20 protein-coding genes are annotated in these 19,538 nt (G+C 71.7%); all 20 read left to right on the forward strand.

Annotated elements, in window-relative coordinates; genetic code table 11:
- The first annotated feature begins 32 nt into the window (after window positions 1-32).
- The 20 genes from H9L21_RS05960 to H9L21_RS06055 all read left to right on the forward strand — a co-directional run bounded on the left by H9L21_RS05960 (window position 33) and on the right by H9L21_RS06055 (window position 19,482).
- Entirely contained in the window at window positions 33-782 is a 750-nt protein-coding gene (locus H9L21_RS05960; RefSeq protein ID WP_154595282.1) for a class I SAM-dependent methyltransferase, read from the forward strand.
- Between the two features lie 14 nt (window positions 783-796).
- Window positions 797-1,186, forward strand: coding sequence for an SCO2097 family morphological protein (locus H9L21_RS05965; RefSeq protein ID WP_187411851.1), 390 nt, complete (start codon window positions 797-799; stop codon window positions 1,184-1,186).
- A 280-nt stretch (window positions 1,187-1,466) separates the two neighbouring features.
- A complete protein-coding gene (mraZ, locus tag H9L21_RS05970; RefSeq protein ID WP_154595281.1) occupies window positions 1,467-1,919 on the forward strand; it encodes a division/cell wall cluster transcriptional repressor MraZ in 453 nt (150 codons plus the stop codon).
- 124 nt (window positions 1,920-2,043) lie between these two features.
- Window positions 2,044-2,994, forward strand: coding sequence for a 16S rRNA (cytosine(1402)-N(4))-methyltransferase RsmH (rsmH, locus tag H9L21_RS05975; RefSeq protein WP_154595280.1), 951 nt, complete (start codon window positions 2,044-2,046; stop codon window positions 2,992-2,994).
- Window positions 2,991-3,452: a cell division protein FtsL gene (gene ftsL, locus H9L21_RS05980; RefSeq protein ID WP_154595279.1), complete on the forward strand. Its 462-nt coding sequence runs from the start codon at window positions 2,991-2,993 to the stop codon at window positions 3,450-3,452. Before rsmH ends, ftsL begins: the two co-directional genes overlap by 4 nt.
- Window positions 3,452-5,194, forward strand: coding sequence for a peptidoglycan D,D-transpeptidase FtsI family protein (locus H9L21_RS05985; protein WP_154595278.1), 1,743 nt, complete (start codon window positions 3,452-3,454; stop codon window positions 5,192-5,194). The genes ftsL and H9L21_RS05985 overlap by 1 nt, the downstream gene beginning before the upstream one ends.
- A gap of 38 nt (window positions 5,195-5,232) precedes the next feature.
- A complete protein-coding gene (locus H9L21_RS05990) occupies window positions 5,233-6,717 on the forward strand; it encodes a UDP-N-acetylmuramoyl-L-alanyl-D-glutamate--2,6-diaminopimelate ligase (RefSeq protein WP_154596234.1) in 1,485 nt (494 codons plus the stop codon).
- A complete protein-coding gene (locus H9L21_RS05995) occupies window positions 6,714-8,072 on the forward strand; it encodes a UDP-N-acetylmuramoyl-tripeptide--D-alanyl-D-alanine ligase (protein WP_187411852.1) in 1,359 nt (452 codons plus the stop codon). The genes H9L21_RS05990 and H9L21_RS05995 overlap by 4 nt, the downstream gene beginning before the upstream one ends.
- A gap of 30 nt (window positions 8,073-8,102) precedes the next feature.
- The gene (mraY, locus tag H9L21_RS06000) at window positions 8,103-9,170 is read left to right on the forward strand and encodes a phospho-N-acetylmuramoyl-pentapeptide-transferase (RefSeq protein ID WP_154595277.1); all 1,068 of its coding nucleotides are present in this window, start codon (window positions 8,103-8,105) and stop codon (window positions 9,168-9,170) included.
- Window positions 9,160-10,611, forward strand: a complete 1,452-nt coding sequence (gene murD / locus H9L21_RS06005) for a UDP-N-acetylmuramoyl-L-alanine--D-glutamate ligase (protein ID WP_255467367.1) — start codon at window positions 9,160-9,162, stop codon at window positions 10,609-10,611. Before mraY ends, murD begins: the two co-directional genes overlap by 11 nt.
- A gap of 100 nt (window positions 10,612-10,711) precedes the next feature.
- Window positions 10,712-11,932 (forward strand): putative lipid II flippase FtsW, encoded by a 1,221-nt coding sequence (gene ftsW / locus H9L21_RS06010; RefSeq protein WP_154595276.1) that lies wholly within the window; start codon window positions 10,712-10,714, stop codon window positions 11,930-11,932.
- Between the two features lie 2 nt (window positions 11,933-11,934).
- Window positions 11,935-13,014, forward strand: a complete 1,080-nt coding sequence (murG, locus tag H9L21_RS06015) for an undecaprenyldiphospho-muramoylpentapeptide beta-N-acetylglucosaminyltransferase (protein ID WP_154596231.1) — start codon at window positions 11,935-11,937, stop codon at window positions 13,012-13,014.
- Window positions 13,011-14,411, forward strand: coding sequence for a UDP-N-acetylmuramate--L-alanine ligase (gene murC, locus H9L21_RS06020; protein WP_187411853.1), 1,401 nt, complete (start codon window positions 13,011-13,013; stop codon window positions 14,409-14,411). The genes murG and murC overlap by 4 nt, the downstream gene beginning before the upstream one ends.
- On the forward strand, window positions 14,404-15,114 hold the full coding sequence (locus tag H9L21_RS06025; RefSeq protein ID WP_154595275.1) for a cell division protein FtsQ/DivIB: 711 nt from the start codon (window positions 14,404-14,406) through the stop codon (window positions 15,112-15,114). Before murC ends, H9L21_RS06025 begins: the two co-directional genes overlap by 8 nt.
- Before the next feature lie 148 nt (window positions 15,115-15,262).
- Window positions 15,263-16,423, forward strand: a complete 1,161-nt coding sequence (ftsZ, locus tag H9L21_RS06030) for a cell division protein FtsZ (protein WP_154595274.1) — start codon at window positions 15,263-15,265, stop codon at window positions 16,421-16,423.
- Window positions 16,424-16,425: 2 nt separating this feature from the next.
- Complete coding sequence (locus H9L21_RS06035; protein WP_187411854.1) at window positions 16,426-17,139, forward strand: purine nucleoside phosphorylase YfiH/LACC1 family protein; 714 nt, start codon at window positions 16,426-16,428, stop codon at window positions 17,137-17,139.
- The gene (locus tag H9L21_RS06040; RefSeq protein WP_154596229.1) at window positions 17,126-17,830 is read left to right on the forward strand and encodes a YggS family pyridoxal phosphate-dependent enzyme; all 705 of its coding nucleotides are present in this window, start codon (window positions 17,126-17,128) and stop codon (window positions 17,828-17,830) included. The genes H9L21_RS06035 and H9L21_RS06040 overlap by 14 nt, the downstream gene beginning before the upstream one ends.
- 36 nt (window positions 17,831-17,866) lie before the next feature.
- Complete coding sequence (locus H9L21_RS06045; RefSeq protein WP_154595273.1) at window positions 17,867-18,346, forward strand: cell division protein SepF; 480 nt, start codon at window positions 17,867-17,869, stop codon at window positions 18,344-18,346.
- 6 nt (window positions 18,347-18,352) lie between these two features.
- Window positions 18,353-18,640, forward strand: a complete 288-nt coding sequence (locus H9L21_RS06050) for a YggT family protein (protein WP_187411855.1) — start codon at window positions 18,353-18,355, stop codon at window positions 18,638-18,640.
- Window positions 18,641-18,759: 119 nt separating this feature from the next.
- Window positions 18,760-19,482: a DivIVA domain-containing protein gene (locus H9L21_RS06055; protein ID WP_154595272.1), complete on the forward strand. Its 723-nt coding sequence runs from the start codon at window positions 18,760-18,762 to the stop codon at window positions 19,480-19,482.
- Window positions 19,483-19,538: the final 56 nt, after the last annotated feature.

A 19,538-nucleotide genomic window follows, 5' to 3' on the forward strand; every position in this document is an offset into this window, starting at 1 on the left:
CCCGGCCGACCGTCCTGTGGGAAGGTGGCGTCATGGGTCCGATCCGTGGCGTCCTGGCGTGGCAGTCCGTGCTCGACGCATTGGTGCAGGCCGGCGCGGCCGAGGACGGATCCGGCTCGCTGGACGTGCTCGACCTCGGGGGCGGCACCGGTTCGGACGCGGTCCGGGTCGCAGCCCTGGGCCACCGCGTGACCGTGGTCGACCCCAGCCCCGACGCGCTCGCCGCCTCGGCGCGACGTGCGGCCGAGGCGGGCGTGGAGGTCGAGGGACGTCTCGGCGACTCGGCCGACCTCGCCGAGCACGTCGCCGACGGATCGATCGACCTGGTGATCTGCCACGGGGTCCTCGAGCACGTCGTCGACCCCGCGCAGGCCGTGGACGCCGCTCGCGCCGTCCTGCGGCCCGGCGGCTGGCTCAGCGTGCTCGTGGCGGGCCGGGTCGCGGCCGTCGCGGGCCGAGCGGCCGCGGGCGACTTCGCCGGCGCGCAGGCCCTCGTCGCCGCCACTCCGGATGCGACCTGGGACCTCGCCGGCCTCGGGCCGCGACGCTGGCTGCCCGAGGAGCTCGAGGCGCTGCTGTCGGCTCACGGCCTGACGCCCGTCCTGGCCCAAGGAGTCAGAGTTCTCAGCGACGAGGTCCCCGGTGTCGTGGTGGACGGCTCCGCGGGCGCCCGCGAGCAGTTGTACGCGCTGGAGCGCGAGGTCCGGCGGATTCCCCAGTTCGCGGGACGTTCGGCTGGTTTGCAGACCATGGCCCGCCTAGAATCAACATCACACCCCTGATCAAGGAGTCCACCGTGCCACTGTCGGACGAAGAGGCCCGACTGCTCGCCCAACTGGAGCAGTCCTTGGCCGAAGAGGATCCCGAGTTCGCGTCCACGTTGCGCGGCTCCAAGTTGATCGCGCACAACCGTCGTGTCGCGGCCATCTGTGTGGTGGGCTTCCTGGCCGGCATTGCGATGTTGCTGGGCGGAGCCGTGTCCAAGATGACCTGGATCGGCGCCGCGGGCTTCGTCGTGATGGTGGCGTCCGCCTACCTGTTCGTCCGTGCCTGGCGCCGGGGGATCTCCGGGGCGCAGGAGCCGACTCGTCCCACGCCGTCCTCGCCGCGAGGCCCGAAGGGCTCCGGCTCGTTCGTCGAGCGGATGGAGGAGCGGTGGCAGCGTCGTCAGGACGACGGCTACTGATCCGCCCCCGCTGAAACCACCTCGACAGGCCCCGCCACGGCGGGGCCTTCGGCGTTCTCACCCCTGATGCCCCACCAGGTGCGCTGAATCTCCCCACTTCCCTCCACCGGCCCGTCATCCCCGTGATGACGGGCCTTTTGCATGCCGTCTCACGCGACACACCCCGTCCCTTGACGAAAAGTGGGTGGATGGTGGAGCGTTGTGGGTTAAGGTGGTGCGTAGTGGTGGAAACACCGAACTTCGACCGCGAAGGGGAGCAACGTGGAACAGGAGGGACGCGATGACCGCACCGGCATCAGCGCACTTCTTCGGCACGTTCACCCCGCGGCTGGACGAGAAGGGGCGACTGTTCCTTCCCGCGAAGTTCCGCCCACTGCTCACGGACGGCGTGGTGTTGACCCGCGGTCAGGAGCACTGCATCTACGGGTGGACGCCCGAGGCGTTCGACGAGTTCTCCTCGCGAGCCCGGCAGGCGTCGTTCACGAACCGGCAGGCACGCAACTTCATCCGCATGCTCTTCGGCGGTGCGGCGCACGAGACGCCGGACAAGCAGGGGCGTGTGCCCGTCTCGCAACTGCTGCGCGAGTGGGCCGGACTGGAGCGCGACTGCACGGTCGTGGGCACGGGCGAGCGGTTCGAGATCTGGGACTCCACCCGATGGAACGACTTCTCCGACGAGCACGAGGAGGGCTTCGCCGACTTGTCGGAGGAGATCTTCCCCGGGATCTTCTGAGCGCGCGGACGGTGGGGCGCGATGCCCGCCTGAGGGGTTCTGACGTCACTTCCCCGGCGTCAGAACTCTGCAGGCGGGGATCGGGCCCCATCGGTCGTGCCCCTCAGGCGACGGAGTCGCGCGCATGAGCGCCCGGCACGTCCCGGTGATGCTGGACCGCGTCGTGTCGGAGTTCGCGCCCGTCGTGGAGCGGGTCGACCGTCCGGTCATCATCGATGCGACCCTCGGGCTCGGCGGACACACCGAGGCGCTGTTGACCCGGTACGAGAACCTGCACGTGATCGGCGTCGACCGCGACGGTGAGGCGCTGCGACGCGCGGGGGAGCGGCTGGCCCCGTTCGGCGATCGCTTCGAGGCCGCCCACGCGGTATACGACGAGCTGCCCGAGGTCGTCGCGGCCAGCGGCCGTACGACCGTCGACGGCGTGCTGTTCGACCTCGGCGTCTCCTCGATGCAGCTGGACCTGGCCGAGCGCGGCTTCGCCTACGCCCAGGACGCGCCGCTGGACATGCGCATGAACCCCGAGGACGAGCTGACCGCGGCCGACGTGCTCAACACGTACGCCGAGGGCGACCTGGCCCGCATCCTGCGTGAGTACGGCGAGGAGAAGTTCGCCCGCCGGATCGCCAAGGAGATCGTCTCCGAGCGCGCGACGCGCCCCTTCGAGCGCAGCGACCAACTGGTCGACCTGATCCGCCGGTGCATCCCGGCGCCGGCGCGGCGCACGGGCGGCAACCCGGCCAAGCGCACGTTCCAGGCGCTGCGCATCGAGGTCAACGACGAGCTCGGCGTCTACCGCCGCGCCCTGCCGGCTGCCCTCGACCTGCTCTCGGTCGGTGGCCGCGTCGTCGTGCTGTCCTACCACTCGCTGGAGGACCGGATCACCAAGCGCGTCATCACCTCCGTCACCACCTCCAAGGCTCCGCGGGACCTGCCCGTCGTGCCCGAGTCCATGCTGGCCCGCTTCAAGTCCCTCACCCGGGGAGCCGAGCTGGCCAGCGAGGACGAGATCGCCGACAACCCCCGCGCGCGTTCGGTTCGGATGCGCGCTGTCGAACGGATCGCCGCCCCATGAGCACCGCCACCTCGCCCCGCACCCTGACCCGCACGGCCGTCGGCCGCTCCTCCGCGCTGGCCTCGGGGATCGCCGCCCGTGGCCGCGACGCCCGTGACGTCGGACTGCGCCTCGTCGGCCCGGTCCGGGTCCGCGCCCGCCGGGCGCCGTTCGTCGTGGTCGTGCTCTCGGTCCTGGCTGCCGGACTGGTCGGCCTGATCCTGCTCAGCACCGCGATGCAGGCCCAGGCCTTCCGCATCGACGAGCTGCAGCAGCGCTCGACGCTGCTGCAGGCCCAGAAGGAGCAGCTCGCCACCGAGGTCGACCGGATGCAGAGTCCCTCGGGCCTGGCCGATCGTGCCCTCAGCGAGGGCATGGTGCCCAACGCGAACCCCGTCTTCCTGCGCCTCTCCGACGGCAAGGTCATCGGCGAGGCCGTCCCGGCCGAGCGCGGCACCAACGTCAGGAGGGCCGGCTGATGCCCGTCTCGGTCACCCGGACCCGGCTGCGGGTCCTCGTCGTCTGCGTCCTGGCGCTGTTCGCCCTCTTCGCGGGCCGGCTCTTCCAGATCCAGGCCGTCGACGCCAAGGCGTACGCCGCGATGGCGGTCGAGGCCGGCACCCGCAAGGCCGTCGTCCCCGCGCCGCGCGGCGACATCGTCGACCGCAACGGCGAGGAGCTGGTCACCAGCACCCAGGGGCTGACGATCACCGGCGACCCGTCCATGGCGGCGGACAAGGCTCCCGAGATCGCCCGGATCCTGCACGAGAAGCTCGGCGACGAGATCGACTACTTCGACACGATCCGCAAGCTCCGGACCCCGAAGTCCCGGTTCGTCTACCTGGCCAAGGACCTGCCGGCCTACGAGGCGCGCAAGGCGGTCCAGGCCGTGGCCGAGGCCGGGTACCCCGGCGTCTTCACGCAGACCAAGAGCCTGCGCAGCTACCCGGGCGGGTCGCTGGCGGCCAACGTCCTGGGCATCACCGAGGAGAACGGCAAGGGCATCGCCGGTCTCGAGGCGCAGTACGACGGCGAGCTGACCGGCACGGACGGGTCGTCGACCTACGAGGTCTCCTCGACCGGCCAGCGCATCCCGATGGCCGACTCGACGGTCAAGGAGATGATCCCGGGCAGCGACGTCAACACGACGCTCGACCGCGACCTGCAGTGGTACGCCGACCAGCGCCTGCGCGACGTCGTGAGCTCCGCGGGGGCCGACTACGGTCTCGCGGTCACGATGGACGTCCGCACGTGCCAGATCGTGCAGCTGTCGCAGGCGCCCACCTACAACCCGGACACGCGCGTCGGCGTCAACGACGCGACGCTGGTCAACCGCGCCGTCTCCAACGTCTTCGAGCCCGGCTCGGTCATGAAGACGATCACGATGGCGGCGTTGGCCGACCAGGGCAAGGTCGCGGCGGACACCAAGATCAAGGTCCCCTCGGGCATGGTCGTCGACGGCTTCCCGATCGGCGACTACTGGCAGCACGGCACCCTGCGGCTGACGGCGGCCGGCGTCATCGCCAAGTCGTCCAACCTGGGCACGATCGTGGCGGCCGAGCAGATGTCGGACTCGACCTTCTACTCCTACCTGCGCAAGTTCGGCTTCGGCTCCCGGAGCGGGATCGACCTGCCGGAGGAGTCGGTCGGCATCGTCTCGCCCGTGCGCGAGTGGACCAAGGCGAAGAAGGCGACGACCTCGTTCGGCCAGGGCGTCTCGGTCAACGCGATCCAGATGGTGCGCGCCGTGGGCGCGATCGCCAACGGCGGCGTCATGTGCACCCCGCGGGTGGTCGACTCGGTGACGAAGGCCGACGGCTCCGTCGAGAAGACCCCGGCCGGAGAGTCCCAGCGGGTCGTCTCGCGCGGGGCGGCCGCCGAGGTCACGCGGATGATGGAAGCGGTCACGGCCGACGACGGCACCGCCCCGGCGGCGCAGATCGAGGGCTACCGCGTGGCGGGCAAGACCGGCACGGCGTGGCGCGTCAACCCGACCACCGGCCGGTACGTGCGCGGACAGAACACGATCTCGTTCATGGGCTTCGCGCCCGCGGACAACCCGCGCTTCATCACCTACGTCGTGATCGACAAGCCGCCGGCCAACGCCGGTGGTGGCTCGATGGCCGGCCCGGTCTTCCAGGACATCATGTCCATGGCGCTGGAGCGTTTCGGCGTGGCGCCCACCGGCGCGAAGCCGCCGAAGATCAAGCAGGACTGGTAGCCCGCGTGGCGCCCGGTAGGTTGGGGCGAGTGGATGAGATGAGGGTCAGGCCGCTGAACGTCCCCGTGTGGACCCTCGCGAGGGTCGGCGATGCGCTCCCGGGATCGGCCGTCTCCGGGGACGCCACGGTCACCGGGATCAGCCTCTCGACTCGCGACGTGGTCGCGGGCGACCTGTTCGCCGCACTGCCCGGCGCCACGACCCACGGCGTTCGGTTCGCCGCCCAGGCCCTCGAGGCCGGCGCGGTGGCGGTGCTGACCGATCCGGAGGGTGCGGCGGCGCTGCCGGCCGATGTGCCCCGGGTCGTCGTGGACCGGCCACGAGCCCGCCTGGCCGCCTTCGCGGCGGACTTCTACGGTCACCCGAGCACGCGCTTCACGACGATCGGCGTCACGGGGACCCAGGGCAAGACGACCACCACCTACCTGGCCGAGGCGGTGCTGGGGGAGTCCGACGCGGCGGTGATCGGCACGATCGGCACCCGGATCGCAGGCCGTCCCGCCGCGAGCAGCCTCACCACGCCGGAGGCGCCCGCCCTCCAGGCGCTCTTCGCCGTCATGGCCGAGGAGCAGGTCGCGGCCTGCGCGATGGAGGTCTCGAGCCACGCGATCGTCCAGGGTCGCGTCGACGGCTTCGTGCTGGACGCGGCGGTCTTCCTGAACCTCGGGCGCGACCACCTGGACTTCCACCACGACGTGGAGTCGTACTTCCAGGCCAAGGCCGCACTCTTCACCCCCGAGCACGCCCGTCGCGCCGTCATCAACCTCGACGACGCCCACGGTCGCCGGCTGACCGAGCTCACGACCCTGCCCGTGACGACCTTCTCCACCGAGGGCGCGGCGGCCGACTGGCGCGCCGTCAACATCCGGGCGCACCGGCTGGGCAGCGACGTCACGCTGCTCGCTCCCGACGGCCGCGAGACGGAGCTGTCCGTCCCGCTGCCGGGCGCCTTCAACGTCTCGAACGCGGTCGCGGCGGTCGTGGCGCTCGCCGGGGAGGGGCACGACCTGCAGCGCCTCGCGGATGGCATCGCCACGGCGCGCGGCGTCCCGGGCCGGATGGAGCGGGTCGAGGAGGGCCAGTCCTTCACGGCGATCGTCGACTACGCCCACAAGCCGGAGGCGGTCGAGGCCGTGCTGCACGCACTGCGCCCCGTCACGGCCGGTCGGCTCATCCTCGTGCTCGGCGCCGGCGGCGACCGCGACCGCGGCAAGCGCCCCCTCATGGGCGAGGTGGCCGCCCGGCTGGCCGACGTGCTCGTCGTCACCGACGACAACCCCCGCAGCGAGAACCCCGCGAGCATCCGGGCCGAGGTCCTGGCCGGTGCCGAGTCGGGTGCCGCCCAGGTGCTGGAGATCGGCGACCGCCGCGAGGCGATCGCCGCGGCGGTCGATCTCGCGCGCACCGGCGACACCGTCGTCGTCGCGGGCAAGGGTCACGAGCGCGGCCAGCAGGTGGGCGACGTCGTCCACCCGTTCGACGACCGCGAGGTGCTCGCCGAGCTGATCGGGGACGTCCGGTGATCCGCACGACACTGGCCCAGATCGCCGAGGCGACGCGCGGACGCGTGGAGGGCGACGACACCCTCGCCGTCCACGGTCCCGCCGTCGTCGACTCCCGCCGGGTCGTGCCCGGATCGCTGTTCGTCGCGATCCCCGGTGAGCGGGTCGACGGAAACGACTTCGTCGGGACGGCCCTGGACGCCGGCGCCGTCGCGAGCCTGGCCACCCGCGAGGTGCCCGGACCGCACGTGCTGGTGGACGAGCCCGTCCACGCCCTCGGCCTGTTGGCGACCGATCGGCTGGCGGCGCTGCGCCGCGGGGCCGACGTCACCGTGGTGGCCGTGACGGGGTCGCAGGGCAAGACCAGCGTCAAGGACCTGATGGCGCACGTCCTCTCGACGCGCGGCGCCACCGTCGCGCCCGAGGGCTCCTTCAACAACGAGCTCGGCGTGCCGCTGACGGTGCTGCGTGCCGACGAGGGCACCCGGAACCTGGTCCTCGAGATGGGGGCGCGTGGCATCGGCCACATCGCCACGCTCTGCGCGATCGCCCCGCCCGACGTGGCGGTCGTCCTGAACGTCGGCAGCGCCCATGCGGGGGAGTTCGGCGGTCTCGACCGCACGGCGCAGGCCAAGGGCGAGCTGGTCGAGGCCCTCGGTCCCGACGGCATCGCGGTCCTCAACGCCGATGACCCGCGCGTGGCCGCGATGGCCTCGCGCACGCGCGGCCGCGTCGTGACCTTCGGCCGGGCCGGCGACGTCCGCCTCGTGGGGGACGTCACCCTCGACGAGGACGGGTACCCGCACTTCGTCCTCGAGGTCGACGGTGAGCGGTACGAGGCCACCGTGCCCCAGCTGGGCGACCACCAGGCCATGAACGCCGCCGCCGCGGTGGCCGCCACGACGGCGGCGGGCGTGCCCGTCGCGGACGCCGTGGCCGCTCTGGCCGGGGCCCACGCGGCGTCGCCCATGCGGATGGAGCGCCACCGGACCAGCACGGGTGCGGTGGTCATCAACGACGCCTACAACGCGAACCCCGAGTCCATGTCCGCGGCCCTGCGCACCCTGGCCGAGCTGGCCCCGGGACGCGGCGTCGCCGTCCTCGGTGAGATGCTGGAACTGGGCGAGGAATCGCCGGATCAGCACCGCCGCATCGGTCGGCTCGCAGCCGACCTCGGAATCGCGCGGGTCGTCGCCGTGGGCGCGGCCGCCGCGGACATCGCGGAGGGCGCCGGTCCGGTCGGGGAGTCGGTCCCGGACGTCGAGACGGCCGTGACCGTCGTCTCCGCGAGCCTGGACCCCGATGCTGTGGTGCTTGTGAAAGCATCGAGAGGCGCCCGCCTCGAGCGGGTCGCCGAAGCGCTGTTGCGCGACTGAATCACGTCACGGAAGGAACGAACGGAAGCGATGCTGGCCGTATTGATCGCGGGGGTCGTCGGGCTCGTGGGAACGCTCGTCGGTACCCGATTCGCGATCTCCGTGCTCGTGAAGAAGGGCTACGGGCAGCTCATCCGCGATGACGGCCCCACGTCGCACCACGTCAAGCGCGGCACCCCGACCATGGGTGGACTCGTCATCATCGTGTCCACCGTCCTGGGCTACGCCATCGCCAAGCTCATCACCGGGCACGAGACGAGCGCCTCGGCGCTGCTGTTGCTGTTCCTGTTCGTGGGGCTGGGCGCCATCGGCTTCCTCGACGACTGGATCAAGGTCAGCAAGCAGCGCAGCCTCGGCCTGCGCAGCAAGGCCAAGATGATCGGCCAGATCCTCGTCGGCCTGGTGTTCGCCGTGCTGGCGATCGGCTGGGAGGACGGCGACGGCCAGACCCCGATCACGCACGCGATCTCGTTCACCCGGGATCTGCCCTGGACCCTGCCCACCGTCCTGCTGGTCCTGTGGGTGCTGCTGATGATCGCCGGCGCCAGCAACGGCGTGAACCTCACCGACGGACTCGACGGCCTGGCCACGGGCGCCTCGGTGATGGTCTTCGGCGCGTACGTCCTGATCAACGTCTGGCAGTCCAACCAGAGCTGCTTCATGCCCGACGCCGGCCCCAAGTGCTACGAGGTGCGCGACCCGCTCGACCTGGCCGTCGTCGCCTCGGCCGTCACCGGTGCGTGCTTCGGCTTCCTGTGGTGGAACGCCTCGCCGGCCAAGATCTTCATGGGCGACACCGGCTCGCTCTCCCTGGGCGGCCTGATGGCCGGCTTCGCCCTGATGACCCGCACCGAGCTGTTGCTCGCGGTCATCGGCGGCCTGTTCGTCATCATCACGTTCTCGGTGATCCTGCAGGTGGGCTACTTCAAGCTCAGCGGCGGCAAACGGATCTTCCGCATGGCCCCGCTGCAACACCATTTCGAGCTCAAGGGCTGGGCCGAGATCACGATCGTGGTCCGGTTCTGGATCATCAGCGGCATCTGCGTCGTCTCCGGAATCGGCCTCTTCTACTGGGAGTGGGTCGCCGGTGCCTTCTGACCGCGACGTGTCGTCGCTCGGGCGCGAGGACGCCTGGGAGGGAGTGCGCGCCGTCGTCACCGGCTTCGGCGTCAGCGGCTTCGCGGCCGCCGACACGCTGAACCACCTGGGCGCCGACGTCATCGTCCTGGACGAGTCCGAGGGCGACGGGCACCGTGCCGAGCAGGCACAGCTGCTGGAGGTGCTGGGCGCGGACGTGCGGCTCGGCCCCGGCTCCACGGCCACGCTGCCGCAGGACGTCGACCTCGTCGTCACCTCGCCGGGGTGGCGCCCGACCGCTCCGCTGCTGGTCGAGGCCGCCGGGCGTGGGGTGCCCGTCTGGGGCGAGGTCGAGCTGGCCTGGCGCCTCCGCGGACCGGATCCAGCTCCGTGGCTGGCCGTCACCGGCACGAACGGCAAGACCACGACCGTGCAGATGCTGGAGTCGATCCTGCAGGCCGCCGGGCTGCGCGCCCAGGCGGTCGGCAACGTCGGCACCCCCGTCGTCGAGGCGGTCATGGACCCGGCAGGCCGTGACGTGCTGGCCGTCGAGCTCTCGAGCTTCCAGCTGCACTGGACCCGGTCGATGTCCGCCCAGGCGGCCGCCGTGCTCAACCTCGCGCCGGACCACTACGACTGGCACGGCGGGGCCGAGGCCTATGCCGCCGCCAAGGGCAAGGTCTACGAGCGGGCCCAGATCGCCTGCGTCTACAACGTCGCCGACGAGGCCACGATGCGACTGGTCGAGCAGGCCGACGTCGTCGAGGGCGCCCGCGCGATCGGCTTCACCCGGGCGATCCCCGAGGTCGGCATGGTCGGCATCGTCGACGACCTGCTGGTCGACCGGGCGTTCGTCGAGGAGCGCGTCACCAGCGCCGCCGAGCTCGCCTCGCTGGCCGACCTGGACGACGCCTCACCGCACAATGTCGAGAACGCCCTCGCGGCCGCGGCCCTGGCCCGCGCGCACGGAGTGCCGGCGGTCGCCGTCCGCGACGGCCTGCGTGCCTTCCGCCTCGGACCCCACCGGATCAGCACGGTCGCCGAGAGTGGCGGCGTGCGCTGGGTCGACGACTCCAAGGCCACCAACCCGCACGCCGCCCGGGCGTCCCTGCTCGCCTTCGACCACGTGGTCTGGGTGGCCGGGGGACTGGCCAAGGGCGCGACGTACGCCGATCTGGCGCGCGACGTCCGCGACCGGTTGCGGGGAGCGGTCCTGATCGGCGCCGACCGTGACCTGATCGCGGCCGCCCTGGCCGAGCACGCGCCGGACGTCCCGGTCGAGATCGTCGACGCCGCCGACGCCGAGGCGCTCATGGACGCCGTCGTGGCCGCCGCCGGGCGCCTGGCCCGGCCCGGCGACACGGTCCTCCTGGCCCCCGCCGCCGCGTCGATGGACCAGTTCCGCGACTACGCCCACCGCGGCGACGCGTTCGCGCAGGCCGTTCGCCGCGTCACCGGCTGAGCCGGGACGGGGACGCGACACGCGTCCCAGATGCGGGTCCGTCGACGCCCCACGGGCCACACTGATGAGAGTTTCTCTTCTTCTTCCCCGAAGGAACGCCATGAGTACCACCGCTTCTCGGCGGTCGTCGAGCAAGCTCGAGGCCGTGCGGACCCTGCTCGAGCGTCCGCTCGCGTCGTACCAGCTCGTGCTGGGCACGACCGGGCTGTTGCTCGGCCTGGGGCTGATCATGGTGCTCAGTGCCAGCTCGGTGCTCGCCCTGCGGGTCTACGGCAACTCCTTCGAGATCTTCCTGCGTCAGGCGATCTTCGCCGTCGTCGGCGTCACCGCGATGGTGATCGCGATGCGCATCCCGCTCGACCGCGTCCGCCAGCTCGCCCGACCGGCCCTGTTCGGCGTCGTGCTGCTGATCGGTCTGACCTTCACGCCGCTGGGCATGGAGATCAACGGCAACCGCAACTGGATCCCGCTGTTCGCCGGCTTCAACCTGCAGCCCTCGGAGTTCGCCAAGCTCGCGATCGTGCTGTGGATCGCCGACGTCTACACGCGCCGCCACAAGTACCTGGGCACGGCGCGCTACGTCATCACCCCGGTCGTCCCCATCGCGGGCGCGGTCTCGGCCCTGGTGGTGTTCCAGAAGGACCTGGGCACCGCCGTCATCTTGTTCGCGATCATCGCCGGACTGCTGTGGATCGCGGGCCTTCCGCTCAAGCCCATGCTGGCCTTCGGTGCCGGCCTCGTGGTCATCCTGCTGTTCTTCGTCGCCACCGCCCAGCACCGTGTCGACCGCTTCATGTCGTTCCTCAACCCGATGGCCGATCCGGAGAAGTCCGGCTACCAGGCCATCAAGGCGATGATGGGGTTCGCTCGCGGCGGGTTCTGGGGTCTGGGCCTGGGCAGCAGCCGCCAGAAGTGGGGCGCCCTGCCCGAGGCGCACACCGACTTCATCCTCGCCGTGATCGGCGAGGAGCTCGGCCTGGCGGGCAGCCTCGTCGTCCTGGCGCTGTTCGGTCTGCTGGCGTACACCGGCTTCCGGATCGCGCACCGCAGCCGCGACCGCTTCGCCCGCTACCTGGCGGCCGGCATCACCATCTGGATCACCACGCAGGCCGTCATCAACATCGGCATGGTGCTGGGTCTGCTGCCGGTCATCGGCGTGCCGTTGCCGCTCATCTCGTACGGTGGATCCAGCATGCTCGCCACTCTCGCCGCGCTCGGCCTGCTCGCCAACTGCGCCACCACCGAACCCGGGGCCGCCCGTGCCCTGTCGACCTCCCGTCGGGCCAAGGCCCGCAAGAAGCAGCGCAAGGTGGGTCGTTGACCATGCGGGTCCTGCTCGCCGGCGGAGGCACCGCCGGCCACACCTCTCCGTTGCTCGCGACCGCGGCCGTCCTGGCCGAGGCGGGCGACGACGTCCTGTGCCTGGGCACGCCGCGCGGTCTCGAGGTCACCCTCATCCCGCAGGCCGGCTACGCCCTCGAGCTCGTCCCGCCCGTGCCGCTGCCGCGCCGCCCCAACGGCGACCTGGTGCGACTGCCGCGCAACCTGCGCCGGTCGGTCTCGGCCACGCTGAAGGTGATCGACACGTTCCGCCCCGATGTCGTCGTCGGCTTCGGCGGGTACGTCTCGGTGCCGGCCTACCTGGCCGCTCGCAAGCGCAAGCTGCCCCTGGTCGTGCACGAGGGCAACGCGCTGCCCGGGATCGCGAACAAGCTCGGGGCGCGGCTGACCCGCCACGTCGCCACGAGCTTCCCCGACACGCCTCTGCGGCACGCCACCTACGTGGGGCTGCCCATCCGTCGCCAGATCGCCCACCTCGACCGCGAGGCGTCCCGGGCGCAGGGCCGGGAGCACTTCGGCCTCGACGCCGATCGCCCCACGATCCTGGTCACGGGCGGCTCCCAGGGGGCCCGCCGCATCAACACCACGATGGCGGCCGCCTCGCGCGACCTCGCCGACGCCGGCATCCAGGTGCTGCACGCGGCCGGGCGCCCCGAGGAGGTCGAGCTGTCGCGCCGTCCCGGCGACCCGCCCTACGTCGTCGAGCAGTACATCGACCGGATCGATCTGGCCTACGCCGCCGCCGACCTCGTCGTGTGCCGCTCCGGCGCCAACACGGTCACCGAGGTCTCCTCGGTCGGACTGCCCGCCGTCTTCGTCCCGCTGCCGATCGGCAACGGCGAGCAGGCCCTCAACGCCCACCCCGTGGTGGGTGCCGGGGGAGCGCTGCTGATCGACGACGCGGCGTTCACCCCCGCCTGGGTCGACAGTGCCGTGGTGCCGCTGGTGACCTCGCCCGAACGTCTCGCGAGCATGTCCCGGGCCGCGTCCGGCATCGTGCGCGGTGACGCCGCCGAGCAGTTGGCGGCCATGGTGCACCGAGCCGGCGAGGCCGGCCGGTGAGGATCGACCTGCCCGACGAGGTCCTGCCCGCCGACCGGCTCGGCCGCGTGCACCTGATCGGCATCGGCGGCGCCGGCCTGTCCGCGATCGCCCTGCTCATGCACGAGTCCGGGGTCGACGTGACGGGCAGCGACGCCCGCGACTCCGCCGTCTTGGAGCGGCTGCGGGCCGCGGGGATCGTCTGCCACGTCGGCCACGCCGCCGAGCACCTCGCCGATCGCGACACCGTCGTCGCCTCGACCGCCGTCCCGGAGGACAACCCCGAGGTCGTCGAGGCGCGCCGACGGGGGTTGCGGCTGTGGCCCCGCTCGGCCGGGCTCATGTCGACGATGCTGTCCGACCGCCGGATCGCGGTGGCCGGCACGCACGGCAAGACGACCACGACCGCCATGCTGACGTTCGCCCTGCGCGGCGCCGGAGCCGATCCGTCCTTCGCGATCGGTGCCGAGGTCGCGGGTCTGGGCACCAATGCGCGTCGCGGCGCCGGGCCCGAGTTCGTCGTCGAGGCCGACGAGAGCGACGGCGCGTTCCTGCACTACCGCCCGTACGCCGCGGTCGTCACCAACATCGACGCCGACCACCTCGACACGTGGGGCACCGTCGACGCCTACGAGCAGGCGTTCGCCGACTTCGCGTCGACGGTCGAGGAGGTCGTGGCGGTCTCGGCCGATGACCCCGGCTGCCGCCGGCTGGTCGAGGCGGGCACGTCCGCGCGACTCGTGACGGCCGGCTTCGCCGCGGACGCCGACGTCCGGGGCACCGACGTCGTGGTCGAGGGCTCGACCACGCGCTTCACGGTCTCCGGCGCCGGGCTCGGCCCGACCGAGGTCGTGCTCGCCGTCCCCGGTCGGCACTACGCCGCCGACGCGTTGCTCGCGCTGGCGATCGGGATCGAGCTGGGCCACGACGCGGCCGGCCTGATCGACGGCCTGGCCGCGTACACCGGGGCCGCGCGCCGGATGGAGCCCAAGGGCGAGGCCGGTGGCGTGCGCGTCGTCGACTCCTACGCCCACCACCCGACCGAGATCGCCGCGGATCTGGCCGCCGCCCGCGCCCTGGCCGGCGACGACCGTCTCGTGGTGGTGTTCCAGCCGCACCTGGTCAGCCGCACCCGGCTCTTCGGTGAGCGGATGGGCCAGGAGCTCGCCGCCGCCGACGTCGTCGTGGTCGCGGACCTCTACCTGGCCCGTGAGGCCGCCGACCCCGACGTGACGTCGGACCTGGTCGTGCGGGCCGCGGGTCCCGGTGCGCTCGCCGGGGGTTCGGTGCAGGACGTGCCTCGTATGCTGGCCTCGCTCGTGCGACCCGGGGACCTCGTGCTGACCCTGGGCGCCGGCGACGTGACGACGGTGGGGCCGGCGCTGCTGGACCTGCTGCGGGACTCCGCCGATGAGTGATCGCTTCACCGAGAAGCTGCGACAACGGCGCCGCCGGTCGCGATGGCGGATCGCCGGTGTCGTGGCTGCCGTGCTGGCCCTCGTCGCCGCCGGCTGGGCGGTGTGGTTCTCCAGCCTGCTCGAGGCCCGGACGGTCGAGGTCACGGGAGTGGAGCACCTTCCCGCCGAGTGGGTGGTCCGGTCGGCCCAGGTGCCGCTGGGCACCCCGGTGCCGCGCATCGACACCGACGCGGTCGCCGAGCGGGTCGCCACCTTGAAGCCCGTCGAGTCGGTCCGGATCGAGCGCGACCTGCCGCACACCATCCGGATCGTCGTCACCGAGCGCTCGGCCGTCGCCTGGGTCGATCGGTCGGGCACGCCCTGGGCCGTGGACGAGTCGGGGATCGCCTACCGTCCCCTGAACTCGCGACCGACGCACCTGCCGCGCCTCGACGTGGACGTCGACGACCGTGAGGTCGTGGCGGCCGTCGCCCGCGTCGCGGCCGACATCGCGGACGGCGACCGTGAGCTGCTCGGTGACACCGATGTCATCCGGGCCGAGACCACGGACTCGATCGAGCTGGCACTGACGAAGCGCCGCACGGTCGTGTGGGGGAGTGCCGAGCAGGCGCGCCCCAAGCTGGCCGTGCTGCGGCCCCTGCTGCAGATCAAGGCACGCAGCTACGACGTCAGTGCGCCTGAGCGCCCGACGACCCTCAAGTGACGCGTCTCTCCTCATCCGTCACAACAACACGCCCGTGACACGGCGTGTCACCACTGATCGACTCGCGCGCGCCCCTAGTGTCTAGACATCGACGAGGTTGACATAACTATAAGCCTCGACTTGAAGGTTAAGGTTGAAGGGGAACGACATGGCGGTCCAGAACTACCTTGCGGTGATCAAGGTCGTCGGCATCGGCGGCGGTGGTGTCAACGCCGTGAACCGCATGATCGAGGCCGGGCTCAAGGGTGTGGAGTTCATCGCGATCAACACCGATGCCCAGGCATTGCTCATGACCGATGCGGACGTGAAGCTCGACGTCGGTCGCGACTCGACGCGCGGCCTCGGTGCCGGCGCCGATCCCGAGATCGGCAAGAAGGCGTGCGAGGACCACGCGGAGGAGATCGAGGCGGCCCTCAAGGGCGCCGACATGGTCTTCGTCACCGCGGGTGAGGGCGGCGGCACGGGCACCGGCGGTGCCCCCGTCGTGGCGCGCCTCGCGCGTTCGCTCGGCGCGCTGACGATCGGCGTGGTGACGCGCCCGTTCAAGTTCGAGGGACGCAACCGCGCGGCGCAGGCCGACCTGGGCGTCCAGCGGCTGCGCGAGGAGGTCGACACCCTCATCGTCATCCCCAACGACCGACTCCTGTCGATCAGTGACCAGAGCATCAGCCTGCTCGACGCCTTCCGCCAGGCCGACCAGGTGCTCTACCAGGGCGTCTCGGGCATCTCCGAGCTCATCACCACGCCCGGTCTGATCAACGTCGACTTCGCCGACGTGAAGTCGATCATGAGCGACGCCGGCTCGGCCCTCATGGGCATCGGCTCGGCGCGCGGCGAGCACCGCGCCGCCACGGCCGCCGAGCTGGCCGTCTCCAGCCCGCTGCTCGAGGCGTCCATCGAGGGCGCCCGCGGCGTGCTGCTGTCGATCGCGGGCGGGTCCGACCTGGGCCTGTTCGAGATCAACGAGGCGGCCGAGCTGGTGCAGGAGGCCGTCCACGAGGACGCCAAGATCATCTTCGGTACGGTCATCGACGACTCGCTGGGCGACGAGGTGCGGATCACCGTCATCGCGGCCGGCTTCGACGGTGGCGAGCCCAAGCAGCGCGACACGGCCCAGCCGGCGCTGCGGGGCCGCGAGGCGCAGCAGTCCTCCAACGGCACCGCACAGGAGTCGGCCCCCGCCGCCCGGCCGCAGGCCGAGCGCGAGCGCCCGACGGAGCAGCGCGTCGTCACCGAGCCCGTGCCGGTGGGACGGCCCTCCGGCCAGGAGTTCGGCGACGGCCTGGACATCCCGGACTTCCTGCGCTGATCGTGACGCCCGCTCCCGCTCCGCTGTGGTTCCGGGCCGACGTGGGTCATGCGCGGCTCGGCTTCACCGACGCGCGGACCGACCTCGGTCGCGGACCCGCCGCTGACGGGTCGGCCGTCGCGGGGGTCCAGTCCCTCGGGGCGGCCCTGGGCGGACGCCCGGCGCTCATGCGTCAGGTCCACGGAGCCCAGGTGGCGGTCGCGGACCCGGACGCGCCGACGCCCCAGGCCGATGCGCTCATCGTCGACCGGCCCGGAATCGTCGCGATCGTGCGCGTGGCCGACTGCACCCCTGTCGTCGTGGTGGCGCCGGACCGGCCGCTCGCGGCCGTCGTGCACGCCGGCCGGGTCGGGATGGCCGCCGGCATCGTCACCGCCACGGTCGACCAGTTGCGTCGCCGCGGCGCCGAGCAGCTCGAGGCGTGGGTCGGCCCGCGGGCCTGTGGCCGGTGCTACGAGGTCCCCGCGCAGATGGCCGACGACGTTGCGGCGCTCGAGCCGGCCGCCCGCGCGACCACGCGCCGCGGCACGCCCGGCCTCGACATCGGTGCCGGTGTCATCGCCCAGTTGCAGCGCGCCGGCGTGACCGTCCACGACGTCGGTGGCTGCACGATCGAGGACGACACCTTCTGGTCCCACCGACGCCAGGGCGACGCGGCCGGCCGCTTCGGCGCCGGTGTCGTGCTGGGGGAGGGCGGTGACCATGCAGCGCCGTGACGAGCTGGAGCACAACCTCGCCGCCGTGCGCGAGCGCATCGCCCGCGCCTGCGAGCAGCACGGCCGTGCGGCCGACGAGGTCACCTTGATCGTCGTCACCAAGACCCATCCCGCCTCCGACGTGGCGATCCTGGCCGAGCTCGGCGTCACCGACGTCGGCGAGAACCGTCACCCCGAGGCCGGCGACAAGCACCGCGAGGTGGTCGAGGCCGGGATCGACCTGCGCTGGCACTTCGTCGGCGCGCTGCAGACCAACAAGGCCGGCGCCGTTGCGCGGTACGCCGACGTCGTCCAGAGCCTCGACCGGCCCAAGCTGGCGCGCGCGCTCGACCGCGGCGCGCAGGCGGCCGGGCGCACCCTGCGGTGCCTGATCCAGGTCGACTTCGACACGACCGATCCCGGCCGGGCCGGGGTGCCGCCACAGGACGTGGCCGCGCTGGCCGAGGTCGTCGTGACCGAGTGCCCGCACCTGGAGCTCGGCGGCGTGATGACCGTGGCACCCCTGGGGCAGGACCCCGCACCGAGCTTCGCGCACCTGCGCGAGATCAGCACCGAGCTCACCCGCACCGTACCGTCGGCGACGACGATCTCGGCCGGGATGAGTGAGGACTTCGAGACCGCCATCGCCCACGGGGCGACACACGTACGCGTGGGTCGCTCGGTGCTCGGGCAGCGGTCCTTACTGCAGTAGTCTCAACAACGTCAAGACCGAGGATCGGGAGTGAGCATGGCTGGCGCAATGCGGAGGATGGGCGAGTACCTGGGACTCGTCGAGCAGGCCGAGTACGACGACGCGCTCGAGTACGAGCCGGAGGCCTCGGCGCGCCCTGCTGCACCCGTGCGTCAGGCCGCCGCGCCCCAGCAGGTGGCGCCGCGCACCGTGACCGCGCTCGACGACCGACGTCAGCCCGGCATGTCCGTGGCCGACCTCGCCCGGATCGAGACCGTCACGCCGCGCACCTACAACGACGCCCGCACGATCGGCGAGTCCTTCCGCTCGGGCGTGCCCGTGATCATGAACCTGTCCGACATCGGCGACGACGACGCCAAGCGGCTCGTCGACTTCGCCGCGGGCCTGGTGTTCGCGGTCCACGGCACGATCAACCGGATCACCGCCAAGGTCTTCCTGCTGTCGCCCGAGGGGGTCCAGGTCTCCGACGAGGACCGGGCCACGCTGGCCGCCGGCGGCTTCTACAACCAGAGCTGAGGCTCCGTGTCGCTGATCGGCTCCATCCTCTACAACCTGATCTACCTGGCGATCATCTTCGTGATCGCCCGTTTCGTCGTGGACTGGGTGCAGCTGCTGGCGCGCCAGTGGCAGCCCCGCGGTGCGATCGCCGTGCTGTGCGAAGCGATCTTCACCGTGACCGACCCGCCGCTGCGAGCGTTGCGCAAGGTCATCCCGCCCATCCGGCTCGGCGGCATCATGCTCGACGTCTCCGCGATGGTGTTGTTGCTGTTGTTGTTCATCGCCCAATCGTTGGTGCTGGTCATCTTTTAGGTGACCGTTGAGACTTGAGCGCCATCCGACTGCTCGGTGCTTAAGATGAAGCGGTACCGTTGACGACGGCTCCGAAGCTTTCAGACCGAAACATACGACTCACACGCAGAGGTGACCAGATGGCGCTCACGCCCCAGGACATTCGCGACAAGCAGTTCACCGCCGTGCGCTTGCGCGACGGATACGACATGGGCGAGGTCGAGCAGTTCCTCGACGAGGTCGAGGTCGAGTTCGAGCGTCTCGTCAACGAGAACTCCGAGCTCAAGGCGAAGGTCGCCGAGCTCGAGGCCGCCCTCGAGGAGGCCTCGAAGGCCCAGCCCGCTCCCGCGGCTGCCAAGCCCGAGCCGGCCAAGGCCCCCGAGCCGGTCAAGGCTCCCGAGCCCACGCCCGCCCCGGCGCCCGCCGCTCCCCAGGAGCTGCGCGTCACCTCCACCTCGGAGGCCTCCACGGCCGCCGCGCGTCTGCTCGAGATCGCGTCGGCCAACGCCGACCAGCTCATGGACGCCGCGAAGGAAGAGGCCGACTCCATCATCGGTGAGGCCCGCGTCGAGGCCGAGCAGCTCTCGGCCGAGGCCCGTCGCAACGCCGACACGCTGCAGTACGAGTCGCGCAAGCGCGCCGAGCAGCTGGACGTCGAGACCGAGCAGCGTCGCAAGGAGGTCATCTCCAACCTCGAGCGCGAGCGTCAGGAGCTCCAGGGCGAGATCGACCACCTGCGTGCCTACGAGCGCGAGTACCGCGCCCGTCTGAAGGCGTACTTCCAGGATCAGCTCGCCCAGCTCGAGGGCAGCGCTCCGGTGGCGCCGAAGCAGGGCACCGCGCTCGACGGCGGGTCCGAGTGACCTTCGCCCGAGCCGCGTACTGAGTCGTATGACAACGGCGCCCGACCCCCTGAGGG

It is taken from the genome of Aeromicrobium senzhongii (assembly GCF_014334735.1).
GTDB classification, from domain to species: Bacteria; Actinomycetota; Actinomycetes; order Propionibacteriales; family Nocardioidaceae; genus Aeromicrobium; species Aeromicrobium senzhongii.

Bases quoted from the DNA above. Each gene is read 5' to 3' on its own strand.
- H9L21_RS05960 (WP_154595282.1), top strand. From the start codon at position 33: ATGGGTCCGATCCGTGGCGTCCTGGCGTGGCAGTCCGTGCTCGACGCA.
- mraZ (WP_154595281.1), top strand. From the start codon at position 1,467: ATGACCGCACCGGCATCAGCGCACTTCTTCGGCACGTTCACCCCGCGG.
- rsmH (WP_154595280.1), top strand. From the start codon at position 2,044: ATGAGCGCCCGGCACGTCCCGGTGATGCTGGACCGCGTCGTGTCGGAG.
- ftsL (WP_154595279.1), top strand. From the start codon at position 2,991: ATGAGCACCGCCACCTCGCCCCGCACCCTGACCCGCACGGCCGTCGGC.
- H9L21_RS05985 (WP_154595278.1), top strand. From the start codon at position 3,452: ATGCCCGTCTCGGTCACCCGGACCCGGCTGCGGGTCCTCGTCGTCTGC.
- H9L21_RS05990 (WP_154596234.1), top strand. From the start codon at position 5,233: ATGAGGGTCAGGCCGCTGAACGTCCCCGTGTGGACCCTCGCGAGGGTC.
- mraY (WP_154595277.1), top strand. From the start codon at position 8,103: ATGCTGGCCGTATTGATCGCGGGGGTCGTCGGGCTCGTGGGAACGCTC.
- ftsW (WP_154595276.1), top strand. From the start codon at position 10,712: ATGAGTACCACCGCTTCTCGGCGGTCGTCGAGCAAGCTCGAGGCCGTG.
- murG (WP_154596231.1), top strand. From the start codon at position 11,935: ATGCGGGTCCTGCTCGCCGGCGGAGGCACCGCCGGCCACACCTCTCCG.
- H9L21_RS06025 (WP_154595275.1), top strand. From the start codon at position 14,404: ATGAGTGATCGCTTCACCGAGAAGCTGCGACAACGGCGCCGCCGGTCG.
- ftsZ (WP_154595274.1), top strand. From the start codon at position 15,263: ATGGCGGTCCAGAACTACCTTGCGGTGATCAAGGTCGTCGGCATCGGC.
- H9L21_RS06040 (WP_154596229.1), top strand. From the start codon at position 17,126: ATGCAGCGCCGTGACGAGCTGGAGCACAACCTCGCCGCCGTGCGCGAG.
- H9L21_RS06045 (WP_154595273.1), top strand. From the start codon at position 17,867: ATGGCTGGCGCAATGCGGAGGATGGGCGAGTACCTGGGACTCGTCGAG.
- H9L21_RS06055 (WP_154595272.1), top strand. From the start codon at position 18,760: ATGGCGCTCACGCCCCAGGACATTCGCGACAAGCAGTTCACCGCCGTG.